Genomic DNA, 17,227 nt, shown 5'->3' with positions numbered 1-17,227 from the left:
TTCAGGCGCTCCGGGCCTGAGATGGTGTTGCAACGGATAAGGCTGGTAGTTCCAGATTGGCGCGGAAGTCAGAACCGATATAATCCGTATCAATCAACGACCGGCGTCGGAGCTCCGGGATCAGACCATTTAGAAGCAAATCTTCCTGATCGGGATTACCAATGCCGTGCAGCGTGAGAACGTCAACAGCACCTGTGTTGAAACGTTCTTCAATCGCATCGACGAGTTGCTCCGGCGTGCCTGCAATCGACCAGTGACCGGTTTCCTGCGCCTCAATAATCAACTGACGCAAGGTCAGACCTTCACGCGCATAGCGACGGAACACTTCGACACGGCCCCGGCGACGGTTAATGCTGGTGATTTCCGGCAGCAGGTTTTCCGGCAGCGGCTTGTCGAGCGGCAGATCGCTCAGATCAATATGACCGCCAAGCATATCTGCAAGTTTGACACGTCCCTGATCATAATCGATTGCCTCATGCTTGTCTTTCAGACGGCGAGCAACATCGGCTTCCGATGATCCAATCAGCGAATGAAGCGAGTTCATGATGAATGGCAGATTGTTGGCTCGGCCAAACTGTGCCGCTCGGCGGCGCAGCTCGGCGGCAAAGGCCACAGCATCTTCGAGCTTCGGCTGTGACGTATAGACGACTTCAGCATAGCGTGCGCCAACCGTGACACCGGCGTCGGATTGGCCGGCCTGAAACTGAACCGGACGCCCCTGCGGCAGAGGTGGCACATTCAGTGGCCCTTCTACGCTGAAATGCTTGCCACGATAGTTGATGGGGTGAAATTTTTCCGGGTGGACAGAGATATTACCCGACGCTTTGCGGGTGATCGCATCACGTTCATTTGCATCATAGAGCGCGTTGACGATCTCGATGAATTCCGCAGCCCGTTCATAGCGCTCTTCCGGACTTGGCAGATCGCCGCCGAAATTCTCTTCGCCGACCGAAGAGGTCACGGCATTCCAGCCCGTTCTGCCACCGCTCAAATGATCCAGCGTTCCGATCTGGCGTGCGAGATTGTAAGGATGCAAAAATGTTGTTGAGACGGTCGCAATAAGCCCGATATGCGATGTGGCATGTGCCAGCGCTGCAAGCGCGATAACCGGGTCTTGCGTGCCAGTGGTGCCTGCAAGACCCGCCGGATCAAGTTGCAGAAGGTCGGCAGTAAAAAGACCGGTGATTTTCTCGGCTTCCGCCTTCTTTGCCAACTCTATTGCGCGTTTGAACCCAAAGGCCTTGTCCTGGTCATTGTCCGCGGAAACAACGTTGCTGGCACCGAACAGGGTTTTCAAGCGGCGGGTACGTGTTCTGGTCATGGTGATCTCCTCAAGAAGCGCATCCCGAAAAGTGTGAAACGGTTTTCGGACAAGATGCGCGTTAAATAGTAAGTTAAGCGGCGCTTATCGTTGGAACGGCATCCAGCAGGGCGCGTGTGTAATTGTGCTGTGGTTGGGAAAAGACGCGTTCAACAGCGCCGCTTTCAACGATGCGACCGTCCTTCATCACCAGAACGCGGTCTGTCAGATGATGGACGACGCCAAGGTCGTGGGAAATGAACAGAAGCGATGTGCCTGAAGCTGCTTGTAGCTCCGCCAGAAGGTCGAGCACCTGAGCCTGCACCGATACATCAAGCGCGCTTACAGGCTCGTCGGCCACCAGAAGTTTCGGGCGCGGTGCAAAGGCACGCGCGATGGCGACACGCTGGCGCTGACCGCCCGACAATTCACGGGGATAGCGCTTGAGAAACTGCGCGCCCAGACGTACAGCATCCAGGACTTCTACCACGCGCTTGCGGCGTTCATCACCATAGATATGAACTGAATCAAGGCTTTCACCGACGATCTTTTCAACCGTGTAACGCGGATCGAACGAACTGAGCGCATCCTGCGCAATCAGTTGCATATGCGCACGTTGTTCGCGGCGTTGCTCCTCGCGCAGATTGCTCCAGAGCCTGCCATCAATATGTACCGTACCCTGGTCGGGTTCAGTTAATCCCAGAACGATCTTCGCGACTGTGGTTTTGCCAGAGCCGGATTCCCCAACAATGCCGAGCGCTTCGCCAGCTTTCAACGAGAATGAGACATCATTGACGGCCAAAGGCGTGTTGGCTTTGCCATAATGTTTGAAAAGCCCTTTGGCTTCCAGAACATGGGTGCTTTCATCAATACGCTTTGGCGGCAGTGCCACCCTGACTTGCGGTTGGTGCGGCTGTGCTGGCGATAGTCGGTAGCCGCGCGAACCTGCCGATGGCACGGCTTCAAGCAAATGTCGCGTATAGGCTTCCTTCGGCGCATTGAGGATCTGGTTAGTCGGGCCTTCCTCAACGATGCGGCCATTGTGCATGACCAGAACGCGATCGGCCAATCGTGAGACAACAGCAAGGTCATGGCTAATCAGCAGAAGTGTGTGTCCCGCCCGGCGACGCTCCGCAAGAAGATCGAGGATCTGCTTCTGAACCGTTGCATCTAGCGCTGTGGTCGGTTCGTCGGCAATAAGCAGTGACGGCGAGCGTGCAACCGCTGTTGCGATCAGTGCGCGTTGCCGCAAACCGCCGGAAAGCTGATGTGGATATTGCAGCAATCTGCGATCAGGGTCGGGAATGCCGACCGAGCGCAGCAATGCCTTGCTGCGATCTGAAACGTCTGGCCGTTTGAAAAAGCCCTTCACGCCGAACGCATCCGAAAGCTGTTGCGAGATGCGGCGTAGTGGATCAAGCGAAACCAGCGCGTCCTGTAGGACGAAACCGATCTTGTTGCCGCGCAACCCCCGCCATTCCTTATCGCGGTAATCAAGGACACTCAGACCATCGATCTCGAAAAGGTCAGCCTTGACGATAGCGCTTGGGCCTGAAAGTCCGATCAATGCTCGTGCCGTCACTGACTTGCCCGAACCGGACTCTCCAACAAGCGCTACCGTCTCACCGGGGTGAATGGTCAAATTGATGCCTTCGACGACTTTGACCAATTGGTCATCGCGTTGAAAGCTGATGGATAGATTGCGAATTTCAACAAGGGGCGTTGTCATGACTGCCTCCGGCCTTCAAAGGCAAGCTGCCAACGGCGTCCGAGAATGCTGATGGAGATAACGGTGAGTGTGATGGCCAGACCGGGCCAGACGCCAATCCACCATGCAACACGCAGATAATTGCGCGCTTCTGAGAGCATCGCGCCCCATTCGGGAGCTGGCGGCTGCGGTCCCATGCCAAGAAAGCTCAAGCCCGCAGCGCTGATGATCGCTGTGCCAAGCCCGATTGTTGCAAGGATTGGTACCTGCGCAATGGCGTGGGGCAATACATGCCGCAGTACGAGGATGTGACGCTTCAGCCCAAATGTTTTCGCCTGCTCGACATAACCGCTTTGCGCGATAACAAAGGTCTGCGCGCGCACGACGCGGGCGAAACGCGGAATGATGGCAACCCCAAGCGCAAAGATCAGATTGACGGTGCCCGGTCCTGTGAACGAGATGAAAACAAGAGCCAGCAGCAGATCGGGAAACGAAGACACCACGTCAAGAAAACGGGAAATTGCTTCATCAATCAGGCCGCGCGATAATCCAGCCAGCAGCCCTAGAATGGAGCCAGCTATAGCACCGATAGCCACAGCACTAAAGCCGATCAGAACGGAATAGCGCGCACCGTGAACCACGCGTGAAAACACGTCGCGGCCCAAATGATCGGTGCCAAACCAATGTTCTGCCGACGGCGGCAATTGTGCTTGTAACGGATCGGCCAGCAATGGATCGGCTGTTGTAAGTAAACCCGGCCAGAGCGTTGCAACGGCAATGAGCGTTAGAAAGAGTGATGGTAGTGCCAGTGCCGGGCGCGAAAGGACCAATCGGGCCAGATTACGTAAGCTTGTACCAGCCGGTTTTGCCGTCGAGTGTGTTTCAAGTGCGGGGGTGACACTCATGATCTATCTCCGACCTTCGGTTCTCAGGCGCGGATCAATCAGCAGATAGAGCACATCAACGATGGTGCTCATCACCACATAGATAAACGCCGAGAAAATAGCGACAGCCAGCACCACCGGCAGGTCGTGATAAAGCACTGCATCAACCGTGATGCGGCCAAGACCGGGACGCCCGAAGACGGCTTCGGTGATGACTGCGCCTGAAAGAAGTCCGCCAATCAGCCAGCCGGTCAGTGTAACTGCGGGTAGCGATGCGTGGCGCAAACCATGTCTCAAACGCAGCACAAGATTGCTGGTCCCCCAACTACGCACTGTCAGCGCAAAGGGTTCTTCCAGTGCGCGTTCCAGACCTTCGCGTAGGACCTGTCCGATCACCGCGCCTAAAGACAAACCAAGCGATAGAGCTGGAAGAACGAGTGCTGCGAAATTCCTGTCGCCCGACACCGGAAACAGCTTGAGTGTAAAGGAGAAGACGAAGAGCAGAACGATGCCAAGCCAGAAGGATGGCGTTGAAATCAGAACCAGTTCTGTGCCCGCTGCGATTGAACGCGGCAGCTTTTTACCAGCAGTCAGAACAGCGCTGCCAACAGCAAAGACGATTGCCACAAAAAGTGCTGCCCCCGCGAGCTTTAGCGTCGGCCACATCTGCGAAAACAACAGCTGTGAAACGTCTGTCTGCAGATAATAGGATCGACCAAAATCGCCATGCAGAATACGTCCGAGATAGGATAGGTATTGCATGAAAATTGGATCATCCAGCCCCCATTCTGCGCGAATGGCAGCTTCGACTTCAGGCGTGCGTAACTGTTCGCCAATCAGTATGCTGACGATGTCGCCTGGTGCTAGATGGACGCTGATGAAGCTCAGGGTGATCGCCGCCCACAGAACCAGTAGGCCTGAGCTTATGCGCAGGGTGATTTGTCCCGCAAGGCTGTTGCGCGGAATTCCGAAACGCCGGGGCAACCAGCTTGCGGGTGCGCGACCTATGGTCGTGGTATTTTCAGCATCCATGATCTGTAGCTCCTTTGTGTCGAAGTTCGCGGGAAGGCGTGTTTATTCGCTGCGCCAGATGTCGTAGGCGCTTTCAGGAAGTTGTTTGAACGGCCGGAAGCTGATGCCTTTGACATAACTTGCAGCCGCAACCTGATCTTCAGGTTCATAAAGCGGCAAGGCATAGGCCTGATCCAAAATGGCGAAATTTTGCAGCTTGCTGTAAAGCTCAAACCGCTTTGCCTGATCGAGCGTTGAGGCGGCTTCATTCAGCCATTGCGCTAATTCAGGTGCTGAAGCGCGGCTGTAATTGATGTAACCGCCCTTATCGAGTGGCAGGTAATGCAGCTCGATATCGATAGCATCGGTTGGCGTATTGGAATTGGCAATCGAGCCAAATTCTCCGGTCTTGCGGCGATCTGTGTAGGTTCCGGCATCCACATAAACGATCTTGAGATCAATGCCCGCACTCTGGCGCGCCTGTGCCTGCAAAGCCTGCAAGAGAACGTCACGCTGATCACGCACGGTCGCCTGTGCCTGAATAACTTCGATGGTCAGCGACTTGCCATCCTTGGTGCGGAAGCCTTCCGCATTGCGTTCCGTCCATCCCGCTTCATCGAGAAGCTTGTTGGCAAGCTCTGGATTGGCACCGTATTTTCCTTCGATGCTTTTATCGTAGAACTGCGGATCAATAGGCGAAGTGATGCCCCATGCGCGGGTGCGTTCCCCGCGATAGACAGACTTGAGAACGGCATCGACATCAATCGCTGCAACCAGTGCTTTGCGAACATTAAGCTCCTGCGTCGGCCCCCATTCGACATTGAGGAAAAGCGAATAAGGTGTGCCGGTATTCAGGGCCGTCTGATAGGTGAAGTCAGGATTATCCTTGAACAAGGCCGCATCATTGCCCGACACACCTTCAATGACATCAACCTGACCAGACGTAAGAGCGCCGGTTCTGACCGAAGACTCGCCCAGGAAACGGTAGGTCACTTCATCAAGATAGGCTGGACCCTGATGAGCAGCATTTGCCGGTGCCCAGTTGTAATCCGGGTTTTTTGCGAAGTTGAGTTCCTGTCCTTTGGCATAGCGCTTCAAAATGAAAGGACCGGTTCCTGCAATCTGAGGGCCGCCGGATTTGATTTCTTCAGATTTAAATGCAGCAGGTGAGAGAATTTCCAGGCTGGCAATATAATCGAGAAATGGCGCGTAAATGCCTTTGAGCGTGAAACTGACGGTGTTTTCGTCAAGCGCTTTCGCTTCTGCAATGCGCGACACTGGCCCGGTGCTTGTGCTGCCGGAATAGGCCGGGTCCTTGAGCGCCGTAATGTTGGCTACTACGGCTTCCGCATTGAATTTTTCGCCGTCCGTAAACTTCACATCATCGCGTAGCGTGAATGTGTAGGTTTTACCGTCGTCCGAAATCTTATGATCTTTCGCAAGCCAAGATACATAACCGCCGTCAGCGGTGCGTGCGAGCAGCGATTCATAAGCATTGCGCAACAGAAGTTTGGTTTTGTCCTGACCATTGAGTTGCGGATTGAGTGTTGCAGGCTGAGTTTCAACGCCCCAGACCAGCTTGCCACCTTCAACGGGTTTGGCATCTTCCGCGAATGCGATTTTTGGCAGTGCGACCGCTGTGAAAACTGCGGTTCCGAGTGTCAGGAAATATCGGCGATTAAGCATGTATCGGTCTCTCGTAAGAAGGATGAAATTAATTTTGAAGCCAGATGTCGTAGGCGTTTTCCGGAAGCCGCTTGAAAGAGCGGAAACCAATGCCTTGAACGCGGGATGATGCGACGATCTGATCGGCTGGAACATAAAGTGGCAGGCCGTAAGCCTGATCGAGCAGCGCGAAGCGTTGCAGTTCTGCGTAAGTCTCAAAGCGCCTTTTGGGATCGAGCGTCGAAGCGCCTTGGTCCAACCATTGGGAGACTTTGGGGTCTTCTGTCCGGCTATAGTTGATCGAGCCGCCCTTATCTCGTGGCAGATAATGGAAGTAGATGGTGACGCCGTTTTCCTGCGTCGTGGTCGAGTTTGGAATGATGCCGTATTCGCCGTCTTTCTGACGGCTGGAATAGGTACCCGCATCGACATATTGCAGCGCAATATCGATGCCCGCATTCTGCCGCGCCTGTGCCTGTACCGCCTGTAACAGAATATCCCGCTGGTCGCGCACGGTGGATTGTGACTGCACAACCTCGATTGTCAGACGTTTGCCGTCTTTGGTGCGGAAGCCGTCCGCATCACGTTCCGTCCAGCCAGCTTCATCGAGAAGCTTATTGGCAAGTTCTGGATTAAACCCGTAAGTGTCTTCAATCGAATTATCGTAAAAGTCTGTGTCGGCGGGCGTAAGAATGCCCCAGGCACGTTCCCTTTCACCGCGATAAACCGACTGAATAATGCGTTCGACATCGACGGCAGCCAGCACTGCTTTACGGACATTGACGTCGGAAGTGGGTTCGCGGGTGATGTTGAGATAGAGCGTGTAAGGCGTTCCGGTGTTGATTGAAGTTTGGTAGCTAAATTCTGGATTGTCTTTGAAAAGTTGCGCATCGTTGCCGGAGATACCTTCTGCGGCATCAATCTGCCCGGAAGTGAGTGCGCCGATACGCACTGAGGATTCAGGCAGGAAACGATAGGTCACATCATCGAGATAGGCCGGGCCTTGATGCGCGGCATTTTCGGGCGCCGAATTATAAGCCGGGTTTTTAACGAAGCGGATTTCCTGACCCTTGATATAACGGTCGATAACAAAGGGGCCGGTTCCTGCGACTTCTGTTCCACCAGCCTTCAGCTGTGTAGATTCAAATGCTTTGGGCGAGATCAGTTCAATGCCTGCCGCACCATCCAGAAAAGGTGCGTAAACGCGGTCGAGTTTTATAACGACAGTTAGTGGATCAACGGCCGTTACTTCGCTGACACGCGCGACATGGCCTGCGCTGATGCTTCCTGAATAAGTGGGTTCTTTGAGTTTGCTAAAGTTGAGAGCAACAGCCGCTGCATCGAATTTCTCACCATCCGAAAACTTCACGCCGTCGCGTAGTTTAAACGTGTAGGTTTTGCCGTCGTCAGAAACTTCATAGCTCTTGGCGAGCCACGGCACATAGCCACCATCCGGTGTGCGGGCTAAAAGGGATTCATAACTGTTGCGCAAGATGAGCTTGGCTTTGGCCTGACCGTTCAAATGGGGGTTAAGTGTGCTTGGTTCTGTCTCCACACCCCATGTGAGAGAACCACCGCTGACGGGTTCAGCATTCGCTTTGGCCGAAGTGATTTCGGCTCCAGCAGCGATGATCAGAGTAAGGGCGCTGGCGCCAGCCAGGAAAGCTCGTCTTGTTACCACGTTGAATATCCAGTGTCGGGAAATTGGGAGAGTTTATGCCGCGATTGCCGGGCGATTATTGGCGAGCAGCTCAATGGTTTTGAGACGATGGCTGCCTTCTGAAACAGGACAGTCGACAACGAACTCGGCGATGCCCAACTCCCGATGCAGGCGTTGAAGCTCATTGTGAACATGCAAGGCTGTGCCACGGATCACACGAGGCGTGCGCTCTTCGATGCTGTATTGTGTGGCACCGGCCTGTCGCACATATTCAAGCGCCTGTTCGTGACTGCCGACATTGACTGGCTGCAGGCCTTCGACCGCGACACGGAAGCGGCGAATATCGCCTGCCAGTTTTTCCGCCTCGGCATCGCTCTCAGCAACAATAACGCTGACCGCTAAAATGGCAGGGCGGTTCGTAATTGTCCGATAGGCTTCAACCGCTTCTTTGATGGCTGCCGGATCGCCCTGAATATGTCCGGCATAAACGAAGTTCCAATCGAGCTGCGCCGCAAGTTCAGCACTTTCGACGCTCGCACCCAGCAGGAAACGTTCAGGTTTTTGCGGCGGAACCGGATAGGCGGCAATACCGTTTTCATCATCTGGTTTCTCTGAACCATGATCGAGATACCCATCAAGCTCTGCGAGTTGCTGTTTAAAAGATGGCTTTCGGTCTGGGTCATAAGCCCCTTGCAATGCGCGAGTTGACAGCGGCAAGCCACCCGGCGCTTTTCCGACGCCCAAATCGACCCGTCCCGGGGCAAGTGATGCAAGCAGATTGAAGTTCTCAGCGACTTTGTACGCGCTGTAATGCTGCAGCATCACACCGCCAGAACCAATCCGGATATGATGGGTATGAGCCAACAAAAAGCCGATCAGTACCTCCGGTGACGAACTGGCAAGCCCCGGTGAGTTGTGGTGCTCTGCCACCCAGAAACGATGAAAGCCTGCGGCTTCTGCTTTCTGCGCAAGCTTTATCGTGCGGGTCAGCGCCGCCTGGGCTGCTTCGCCGTCATGAATGGGACTTTTATCGAGAAAACTGAGCGCGTAGGGCATTTGATCCTCACCAACAACTTCAATGAGGAGATAATCTATGTTTTTTGTAGAATATTAATCGAGCAACGATCTTCCAATATTTGCACGCTCATTAAACGTTCATGCCGTGCAAACGTGCGAGCAAAGAGGCACCGTTAAGGAGAGATACTGTTCGATGGCAGCTTTATGCTTCCACTCAACACAAGTCGGACAGGATTTGTTTCAGCGGAGGCATTCTATGGTTGATACTATTATCCAGTCTTCTCTTTTGGACCCGGCAGCACAGCCTCTCATCGATGGGCTGGTTCATGAATATGACAGCCGTTATGCGAATCTGGACCGACCGGGCGGCGCGCGCACAGAAATTCTGCGCTATCCCACAGAGGCATTTGCGGCGCCGCTTGGCGGTTTCCTGCTGCTTCAGCGCGATGGGGAGACCATTGCCGGGGGTGCCTATATGAGCCACGACGATGAAACCGTCGAACTCAAGCGTATCTGGACGGCATCGCATTTGCGTAGGCAGGGACTGGCGCGCCGCATCGTTTTGGCGCTTGAAGAAAGTGCCGGTGAGCTAGGTTACACACGGGCTTATCTCTCGACCGGCTTTCGCCAACCCGAGGCCACAGCGCTTTACATTTCACTCGGCTATCGCCCGCTCTTCGACACATCTTTAGATGTTCAGCAATATCGGTCGCTGCCTTTTGAAAAGCACATCGGCTCCAAGCTAGGCCAGCAGATCTCCTCGCCGCTCTATCCCGCATCGGCCTCATTTGAGGAGGCAACGCAGCGCGTGCAGGAACGTAAGGCGGTGCAGGAAGCAAAAATTCTTGCGCGACTTCAAAGCTATCGCGAAACCGCTGCGTGAGAAGGGAAACAAGCCATGCCCCTTTCACATATCGAACATTTCGCCTTTCTCATTCCCGGCAGTCATCACGAGAGTGATCCCGCACGGGGTTTAGAGGATACGCTCCAACTTTTCGAACATGGAGAGCAGCTGGGATATGACAGCGCATGGGTGCGCCAGCGCCATCTGGAACGCGGCATTTCATCTGCCGCTACCTTCCTCGCTGCCGCTTCGCAGCGAACAAAACGCATCGGTCTTGGCACTGCGGTCATCCAGCTTGGATATGAAAACCCGTTCCGGCTGGCCGAAGATCTTGCAACTGTGGACCTGCTGTCAAACGGCAGGCTGAATGTTGGCGTTTCAGTTGGTGCGCCGCCTTTTGCGCATCTTATTGCAGATTTCGTCGATGCCGCTCCCATCGCTGATTTCAGTCACGCGCGTGCAGAAAAACTGGCACAGGCTCTGCGGTCAGAACCACTTTCGGGCGAGACCGAAGCGGGCAATGCCGCTGGTGCGCAAATCCCGCGTTTAAGACCCTTTGCCAAAGGGCTGACCGACCGCCTGTGGTATGGCGGTGGATCACAAAATTCAGCACGTTGGGCGGGGCAGGCTGGGTTTAATCTTCTGACGGGAAACATTGTCAGCGGTGAGAACACGGATGATTTTCTGACAGCCCAAAAAGCACTCATAGAACGGTTCCGTCAGGAATGGGTGCATGAGCGTGCGCCTCGTGTCGCACTTGGCCGGGTGATCTTGCCCACGGACAGTGCAAGTCCCGATGCGCGCCGTCGCTATGCGGAATTCGCCTCCGAACGCGACAAGCGAACGGGTTTCGCCCATGGTCCGCGCCGCACTTTGTTTCTGCCCGATATTGTGGGCACGACAGAGCAAATTCTGGAAACACTTGCAGCCGATCCTGTTCTCCCGCTTGTCTCCGAATTTCGCCTAGAGCTGCCTTACGAATTTCACGCCGAGGATTATGCGCAAATTCTCACAGACTTTGCGCGGCTTATTCCCGCCTCGGGCGCAAGCAAGCCAGAGCTGAGCGTCGTTCGCGCTGGCTAGTTATCCAATCCATTTAATTACGATCGGAATAAAATATGACGCAGTCTAAAACCCTGCTCTTAGGCGTGGGTATCAGCGCCGCAACCGCACCTCAAACCAGCCTCAAGCAATCGCGGCAGTTCTGGACGGAGCTGACAAAACCGTTTGATGGTGCGTTTGCATTTCTGACACTGGAAGATGAGTTCGCACACAAGGGCGGCGATGGGCTGGATGCCATCTTGCTGGCCAACTGGCTTGCACCGCGTCTCACCAATATTGGTATCATCGCCGGTGCGCCAGTCAATTTTCTGGAACCGTTTCACGTTTCGACCACCATTGCGACGCTTGACTACGTCAGCGAAGGACGTGCTGGACTGCTTGTGCAGCAGCTCACAAAACAGCGCAATCTGGAAGCCAGCAAAGCGCTGGGTGCGTTGAATGGTTATCCTTTGCTTGCTCAACAGGCGCTTAAAACGGACGCCCAGGATGCAATCGAAGTTATCCGCAGGCTTTGGGATAGCTGGGAAGACGATGCCGTTATCCGCGATAAGAAAACGCAGCGTTTTCTTGATGCATCCAAACTGCACTACATCAACTTTGAAAGCGACAATTTCCGAATTCTTGGGCCTTCAATCACCCCGCGTCCACCGCAGGGCCAGCCGATTGTAGCCACCAAACTTTCAAACCTCGATGAGCTGAATGTCGCCCGGAATGCGGATGTGGTGTTTGTTGCAGCGGATGAGCAGCTTATCAGGGCTGCTGGCGCATCCGTGCATGATCGCACAGCGCCGGTTGTCGTCGCCGACATCGCGCTTTCTGACAAGCTAAGTGTTCAGGAAACGATTGATGCCGTTATTGAGAACCAAGCATGGGGCGCTTCGGGCATAAGGTTGCTCTTGTCTGATCCGCAATCGCAAAGCGATTTCGTTCTCAGAGAACTGCTGCCCGCATTGCAGGCTCACAAGCTTGTTCACAACGGCGAAGGCACCACGCTGAGGGCGCGGTTTGGCCTGCCGGAAGCAATCAATCGTTATTCAACAGCCGCTTGAGCGAAGGAACCGGGAAAATGACAAAGCTGAAGCAGGTTATTCTCGGAGCGCAGTTTCCGGGCGTCAACAATTTCACCGTATGGAGTGATCCGGCAGCGGGCAGCCAGATCGAGTTTTCTTCGTTCAAGCATTTTGCTGAAACGGTCGAGCGCGGGAAGTTTGATTTCATCTTTCTTGCGGAAGGCTTGCGCGTGCGCGAGCAAAAGGGAAAGCTTCACGAGCTTGATGTTGCTGGTCGGCCCAATACGCTGGCTATTCTCACCGCACTCTCTGCAATCACCGAAAATGTGGGCCTTATCGGTACGCTAACAACCACATTCAACGAACCCTATGCGCTTGCGCGACAGCTTGCGACTTTTGACACTCTCTCCGACGGGCGTGCAGGCTGGAATGTGGTGACATCACCGGGTGCATTTACTGGCGCGAATTTCCGGCGAGGCGATCATCTGCCCTTCAAGGAACGCTATGAGCGTGCGCGCGAATTTCTTGATGCCGCGCAAAAAATCTGGGCTGGAGGTGATTTTGCTTTCAAGGGCAAGCATTTTGACATTGCTGGTCACTCAGATCTGGCACCGCTACCGCAAGGCGCGCCCGTTATTGCACAGGCTGGCGACTCGCAGGAAGGGCGCGAGCTTGCCGCAAGCCACGCCGATGTCATCTATTCCCGCCATGGCACACTGGAAGCGGGGCAGGAATTTTATCGCGATGTGAAGCAGCGTTTGGCTCATTATGGGCGTAGTCCGGATTCGCTGAAAATCCTGCCGGGCGCCAATTTCGTTTTGGGCGATACGCAGGAAGATGCAGAAGAAAAGCTTCGGGAAATCCGTCTGCAGCAGGTCAGTCCAAGATCGGCAATTACTTTTCTGGAACAGGTATGGAACCGCGATCTTTCAAACTATGATCCGGATGGACCGCTTCCGGAATTGGAGCCGGATGTTGCACACGAGCAATTGGCTCTCGGGCGCGCCAATCGTTATGATGACCGCATTGATACGGCGCGTGCATGGCGCGAGCTCGCTGAACGTGACAAGCTTAGCATCCGTGACCTGATTATTAAGGTTACAGCGCGTCAGCAATTTGTTGGCACGCCGCAGACTATAGCGGACGAAATCAACGCCTATGTTCAGGCTGATGCAGCCGATGGGTTCGTGTTTGCGCCGCACCTTACGCCCGGAGGCTTCGACGAATTCGTTGAAAAGGTTGTACCGATCCTTCAGGACAAAGGCGTGTTCCGCAGCGATTATGCCGGAGAAACATTGAAAGATAATCTCGGCGTATCAGCTTAACCGCCAAGAACAATAAGCAGTGGCGCGTAATTGCGCCGTTGCTGGTTCTAATTTTCTACAAAATCAGTCGAATATAGAAAGCGCATTCTCGGCCAATCTGTCGAGCGCTGCTACCGTGTGACGGATTGATAAATCTGGAGTAATAAACAGACATGGGATCAACGGTAACATATCTCCGCGAGAGTATTCCGCAGTATGTTGAAGAGCCTGTAGATATCGAGGTTTCTCCAGGTGAACTCAAGGCCGCTATGCGACAGCTAGCGGGTGGGGTAAGCGTTGTTACAGCGGGGTTTGACGAAGGACGCACGGGCGCAACAGTGACGTCAGCGACGGCACTGTCTGTCGATCCTCCAACAATCATCGTGAACATCAACCGTGGTTCCTCGGTCTGGCCGGTGATCAGCCGTCACAACCATTTTTGCGTCAATATTCTGTCTGCCGGTCAACAGGCCATTGCTGATCGTTTCGCGGGCAAAGATGGTATCAAGGGGGCTGCTCGCTATGATGGTGGTGAGTGGTATGCACTGGAAAGCGGCGCGCTGGCGTTGCATGGCGCGTTGGCCTCGGTCGATTGTGCGGTTGAGGACGTTATTGAGCGCCATACCCACGCTATCATTATCGGACGGGCACTGAAGATTGTGACAGGCGGAGGTGAGCCGCTTCTTTATCACGGTGGCGGTTATCGATTGCTTGGGTTATAAATTTGTTTAAAGTATATATTATCGTAAGCCGAAGAATATATTCTTCGGCTTTTCCTATTTTAGGAATTATTGAAAAATTTAAAAGAAATAATTTTCAACTGTCTATTTAATTTTAAATATAAATTCCTCACATTATTTTAATTATATAAATAAGTTCAATCATCTTTCTTTATAAGCAGGGTGATTGCATGACTTCCGAAAATAAGAAATCTTATCTATCTCGGCGTGCTTTTCTGGGGGCATCCGCAGTTGGTCTTGGTGCGGCAGCCATTGGTGGCTCCGATGGCTTTGTGCGCAAGGCATTCGCACAGAGCACTTCATCTTCTCCGAGAGTGATCAAGCTGGCCTGGGGGCAGACAGCTGTGTGTCAGTCGCCAATTTCGGTTGCGCTCAAGAAAGGTTTGTTTGAGAAATATGGCCTGACTGTCGAACCGGTCAATTTCTCTGGCCCAACCGATCAGCTGCTTCAGGCAATTGCCACCGGCAAGGCAGATGGCGGCATCGGCATGGCGCTGCGCTGGCTGAAGCCACTGGAGCAGGGGTTTGACGTATCGCTGACTGTCGGAACGCATGGCGGCTGTATGCGCCTTCTGGCAGCGCCCGATTCAGGCATCAATTCGATTGCTGATCTGAAAGGCAAAAAGGTTGCTGTCAGCGATCAGGCAAGCCCCATCCGCAACTTCTTCGCTATTCAGGCGGCCAAGCAGGGTATCAATCCGGATACCGAAATCGAGTGGCTGCAATATCCGGCTGATCTTTTTGCGGAAGCCTTGAAGAAGGGTGAAGTGCAGGCCGTGGCTGGCGATGATCCGCACGCCTTCCTCCAGCGCGAGCGTGATGGCCTCAAGGAAGTCGCGACCAATCTTGATGGGCAGTATGTCAACTCTGCCTGCTGTGTGTTGGGTCTGCGCGGCAGTCTGGTTCGTGACGAGCCGGAAGTTGCGAGCGCTTTGTCGCGTGCAATCGTAGAGGCGCAGGCATGGACTGCAGCGCATCCGGATGAAAGTGCTGAAATCTTTGCACCTTTCGTTCCGGGTAATGTCTCTGCAACGGACGTGGCGCGTATCCTGCGCAGTCACACGCATGACCACCATTCGACGGGTGATGCCTTGCGCAAGGATGTCGCTCTGTTCGTGGATGAGCTCAAGATCATCAATGTCATCCGGCCAAATACCAATACGGATGCATTTGCCGAAAAGATCGTCGCCAATGTCATCACCTGACGCCGTCTATATCTCGTCCAAGGACGATGCGCGGGAGGCTCTGCCCTCCGCGCTTCGTCGTTCGCTATGGCCCTTCGTGGCGGTGATCGCCTGGGCCATCGTGAGTGCTATTTCCGTCTTCCTTCCCAATGTGGTGGTTGGGTTTGCCGAGCCGCTTTATGTTCGTGAAACCAATGGACTATTCATTGGCTGGACGATCCTTCTGGCAATCGGTGCGGCATTGGTTGCCGCCTATCCGGCATTTGGCAAAAGGCTGGTTTACTGGTCGCCATGGCTGACGGCTCTGGCGATATTCTTTGGTGTTTGGGAATTGCTTACGGCCAAGTTCGCATGGCTCCCTGTGCCGTTTTTCCAGCCGCCTTCTTCTCTGCTCGAAGTCTATCTCGATGATTGGCCGCGTCTGCTCGACAGCCTCTATAACTCGTTCAAGCTTCTGGCCTCCGGTTTTGTGCTTGGTGCGATTGCGGGCTTTCTGACTGGTGTTTCCATCGGCTGGGTACAGGCAATCGGTTATTGGGTTCATCCGGTGTTGCGGTTTCTGGGGCCAATTCCATCGACTGCATTGTTGCCAATGGCGTTCTATTTTTTTCCGTCAGGCTTTTCAGCCGCAGTGTTTCTGATTGCGCTGGCAACGTGGTTCCCGCTTACGGTTCTGACATGGTCGGGCGTGGCGAGTGTCGATAAAGCCTATTACGACGTTGCACGCACTCTGGGCGCCAGTCAGTTGTTCCTGATCCTGCGCGTCGCAATTCCCGCAGCATTGCCGCATGTTTTTGTCGGTCTTTTCATGGGGTTGGGTGCATCTTTCTCGGTGCTGGTCGCCGCTGAAATGATGGGCGTCAAGTCCGGTCTCGGCTGGTATCTGCAATGGGCGCAAGGCTGGGCGGCCTATAACAATCTCTATGGCGCGCTCATTATCATGGCGATTGTGTTTTCCGGTCTGATTACGCTGCTCTTTACGGTGCGTGATCGCGTTCTGACATGGCAGAAGGGGGATGTGAAATGGTGAATGCTGCCCTCAAACAAACGCCTGCCGCCTCTGCTGATGAAAGCCGTGGCTTTCATATTCAGGTTGAGAATGTGAGCCATCGCTTTGGTCTTGAAGGTAAGTCATTGCCGGTTCTCAACCACATCGAGCTTGATGTGAAACCCGGTGAGTTTGTCGCTATTCTGGGCCCATCGGGTTGCGGCAAGAGTACGCTTTTGCGGCTCGCTGCCGGGTTGGAACCGCCAAGCGAAGGGCGGATTCTGGCCGATGGCGAGGAAATCCTCGGACCAAATCCGTCGCGCGTGGTGGTCTTTCAGGACCCCACACTTTATCCGTGGCGAACGGTGCGGGACAACGTGGCTTTGGGGCTTCAGGCGCGTGGCGTGCTGAAAACTCAGGGACACCGGATCGATGAAGCGATTGAGCTGGTGGGATTGTCGGCTTTTGCCAATGCTTATCCGCGCCAGCTTTCGGGCGGCATGGCGCAGCGTGCAGCCTTGGCGCGTGCGCTCGTTAATGATCCGAAATTGCTCATTCTGGATGAGCCATTGGGGAAACTCGATTCCCTGACGCGGCTTGCCATGCAGGCTGAGCTTCTGGATCTTTGGCAGCGCAACGGCTTTACCACACTGCTCGTCACACATGATGTCGAGGAAGCGATCTTCCTTGCACAACGGGTGATCATCTTTGGCAACCGTCCGGCAAGCATCGAAGCCGAACTTAAAGTGGATCTCAGCTATCCACGCCATCGTGGCGATCCGCGACTAGCGGAACTGCGCAGGCAGGCGCTTGCGCATCTTGGGCTGGATGCCGACTGGTAAAAACAGGA

Annotated in this window: 15 protein-coding genes; 8 read left to right on the top strand and 7 right to left on the bottom strand. The window is 54.3% G+C overall.

Going from position 1 to position 17,227, the window contains the following annotated elements:
• Position 1: 1 nt before the first annotated feature.
• From C9380_RS15170 to C9380_RS15140, 7 genes are all read right to left on the bottom strand, one after another.
• Positions 2-1,321 carry an NtaA/DmoA family FMN-dependent monooxygenase gene (locus C9380_RS15170; protein WP_128093918.1) on the bottom strand — a complete coding sequence of 440 codons (1,320 nt, stop codon included), beginning with the start codon at positions 1,319-1,321 and terminating at the stop codon, positions 2-4.
• 73 nt (positions 1,322-1,394) lie between these two features.
• Positions 1,395-3,029 (bottom strand): dipeptide ABC transporter ATP-binding protein, encoded by a 1,635-nt coding sequence (locus C9380_RS15165; protein ID WP_128093917.1) that lies wholly within the window; start codon positions 3,027-3,029, stop codon positions 1,395-1,397.
• The gene (locus C9380_RS15160; protein ID WP_113484839.1) at positions 3,026-3,913 is read right to left on the bottom strand and encodes an ABC transporter permease; all 888 of its coding nucleotides are present in this window, start codon (positions 3,911-3,913) and stop codon (positions 3,026-3,028) included. The genes C9380_RS15165 and C9380_RS15160 overlap by 4 nt, the downstream gene beginning before the upstream one ends.
• 3 nt (positions 3,914-3,916) lie before the next feature.
• Complete coding sequence (locus C9380_RS15155) at positions 3,917-4,924, bottom strand: ABC transporter permease (RefSeq protein WP_111787366.1); 1,008 nt, start codon at positions 4,922-4,924, stop codon at positions 3,917-3,919.
• A 42-nt stretch (positions 4,925-4,966) separates the two neighbouring features.
• Positions 4,967-6,589 carry an ABC transporter substrate-binding protein gene (locus C9380_RS15150; RefSeq protein WP_128093916.1) on the bottom strand — a complete coding sequence of 541 codons (1,623 nt, stop codon included), beginning with the start codon at positions 6,587-6,589 and terminating at the stop codon, positions 4,967-4,969.
• A gap of 28 nt (positions 6,590-6,617) precedes the next feature.
• Positions 6,618-8,249, bottom strand: coding sequence for an ABC transporter substrate-binding protein (locus C9380_RS15145; protein ID WP_128093915.1), 1,632 nt, complete (start codon positions 8,247-8,249; stop codon positions 6,618-6,620).
• Between the two features lie 33 nt (positions 8,250-8,282).
• Positions 8,283-9,284 (bottom strand): LLM class flavin-dependent oxidoreductase, encoded by a 1,002-nt coding sequence (locus tag C9380_RS15140; RefSeq protein WP_105534611.1) that lies wholly within the window; start codon positions 9,282-9,284, stop codon positions 8,283-8,285.
• Between the two features lie 217 nt (positions 9,285-9,501).
• Between C9380_RS15140 and C9380_RS15135 the strand changes: the two genes are divergently transcribed.
• The 8 genes from C9380_RS15135 (at position 9,502) to C9380_RS15100 (ending at position 17,219) form a co-directional block, all read left to right on the top strand.
• On the top strand, positions 9,502-10,128 hold the full coding sequence (locus C9380_RS15135; RefSeq protein WP_100557062.1) for a GNAT family N-acetyltransferase: 627 nt from the start codon (positions 9,502-9,504) through the stop codon (positions 10,126-10,128).
• A 15-nt stretch (positions 10,129-10,143) separates the two neighbouring features.
• On the top strand, positions 10,144-11,172 hold the full coding sequence (locus C9380_RS15130; RefSeq protein WP_128093914.1) for an LLM class flavin-dependent oxidoreductase: 1,029 nt from the start codon (positions 10,144-10,146) through the stop codon (positions 11,170-11,172).
• 35 nt (positions 11,173-11,207) lie between these two features.
• Positions 11,208-12,200 (top strand): LLM class flavin-dependent oxidoreductase, encoded by a 993-nt coding sequence (locus C9380_RS15125; protein ID WP_128093913.1) that lies wholly within the window; start codon positions 11,208-11,210, stop codon positions 12,198-12,200.
• Between the two features lie 17 nt (positions 12,201-12,217).
• Positions 12,218-13,486, top strand: coding sequence for an LLM class flavin-dependent oxidoreductase (locus tag C9380_RS15120; RefSeq protein WP_128093912.1), 1,269 nt, complete (start codon positions 12,218-12,220; stop codon positions 13,484-13,486).
• Positions 13,487-13,638: 152 nt separating this feature from the next.
• Positions 13,639-14,187, top strand: a complete 549-nt coding sequence (locus tag C9380_RS15115; protein ID WP_024900071.1) for a flavin reductase family protein — start codon at positions 13,639-13,641, stop codon at positions 14,185-14,187.
• A 188-nt stretch (positions 14,188-14,375) separates the two neighbouring features.
• Positions 14,376-15,410: an ABC transporter substrate-binding protein gene (locus C9380_RS15110; RefSeq protein ID WP_024900072.1), complete on the top strand. Its 1,035-nt coding sequence runs from the start codon at positions 14,376-14,378 to the stop codon at positions 15,408-15,410.
• A complete protein-coding gene (locus tag C9380_RS15105) occupies positions 15,397-16,419 on the top strand; it encodes an ABC transporter permease (protein ID WP_128093911.1) in 1,023 nt (340 codons plus the stop codon). The genes C9380_RS15110 and C9380_RS15105 overlap by 14 nt, the downstream gene beginning before the upstream one ends.
• On the top strand, positions 16,413-17,219 hold the full coding sequence (locus C9380_RS15100) for an ABC transporter ATP-binding protein (RefSeq protein ID WP_024900074.1): 807 nt from the start codon (positions 16,413-16,415) through the stop codon (positions 17,217-17,219). The genes C9380_RS15105 and C9380_RS15100 overlap by 7 nt, the downstream gene beginning before the upstream one ends.
• The last annotated feature ends 8 nt before the right edge of the window (positions 17,220-17,227 follow it).

The organism is Brucella pituitosa, assembly GCF_003049685.1.
GTDB classification, from domain to species: Bacteria; Pseudomonadota; Alphaproteobacteria; order Rhizobiales; family Rhizobiaceae; genus Brucella; species Brucella pituitosa.
This window is presented reverse-complemented; position numbering and strand designations above follow the sequence as displayed.

Bases quoted from the DNA above. Each gene is read 5' to 3' on its own strand.
- C9380_RS15170 (WP_128093918.1), bottom strand. From the start codon at position 1,321: ATGACCAGAACACGTACCCGCCGCTTGAAAACCCTGTTCGGTGCCAGC.
- C9380_RS15165 (WP_128093917.1), bottom strand. From the start codon at position 3,029: ATGACAACGCCCCTTGTTGAAATTCGCAATCTATCCATCAGCTTTCAA.
- C9380_RS15160 (WP_113484839.1), bottom strand. From the start codon at position 3,913: ATGAGTGTCACCCCCGCACTTGAAACACACTCGACGGCAAAACCGGCT.
- C9380_RS15155 (WP_111787366.1), bottom strand. From the start codon at position 4,924: ATGGATGCTGAAAATACCACGACCATAGGTCGCGCACCCGCAAGCTGG.
- C9380_RS15150 (WP_128093916.1), bottom strand. From the start codon at position 6,589: ATGCTTAATCGCCGATATTTCCTGACACTCGGAACCGCAGTTTTCACA.
- C9380_RS15140 (WP_105534611.1), bottom strand. From the start codon at position 9,284: ATGCCCTACGCGCTCAGTTTTCTCGATAAAAGTCCCATTCATGACGGC.
- C9380_RS15135 (WP_100557062.1), top strand. From the start codon at position 9,502: ATGGTTGATACTATTATCCAGTCTTCTCTTTTGGACCCGGCAGCACAG.
- C9380_RS15130 (WP_128093914.1), top strand. From the start codon at position 10,144: ATGCCCCTTTCACATATCGAACATTTCGCCTTTCTCATTCCCGGCAGT.
- C9380_RS15125 (WP_128093913.1), top strand. From the start codon at position 11,208: ATGACGCAGTCTAAAACCCTGCTCTTAGGCGTGGGTATCAGCGCCGCA.
- C9380_RS15120 (WP_128093912.1), top strand. From the start codon at position 12,218: ATGACAAAGCTGAAGCAGGTTATTCTCGGAGCGCAGTTTCCGGGCGTC.
- C9380_RS15115 (WP_024900071.1), top strand. From the start codon at position 13,639: ATGGGATCAACGGTAACATATCTCCGCGAGAGTATTCCGCAGTATGTT.
- C9380_RS15110 (WP_024900072.1), top strand. From the start codon at position 14,376: ATGACTTCCGAAAATAAGAAATCTTATCTATCTCGGCGTGCTTTTCTG.
- C9380_RS15105 (WP_128093911.1), top strand. From the start codon at position 15,397: ATGTCATCACCTGACGCCGTCTATATCTCGTCCAAGGACGATGCGCGG.
- C9380_RS15100 (WP_024900074.1), top strand. From the start codon at position 16,413: ATGGTGAATGCTGCCCTCAAACAAACGCCTGCCGCCTCTGCTGATGAA.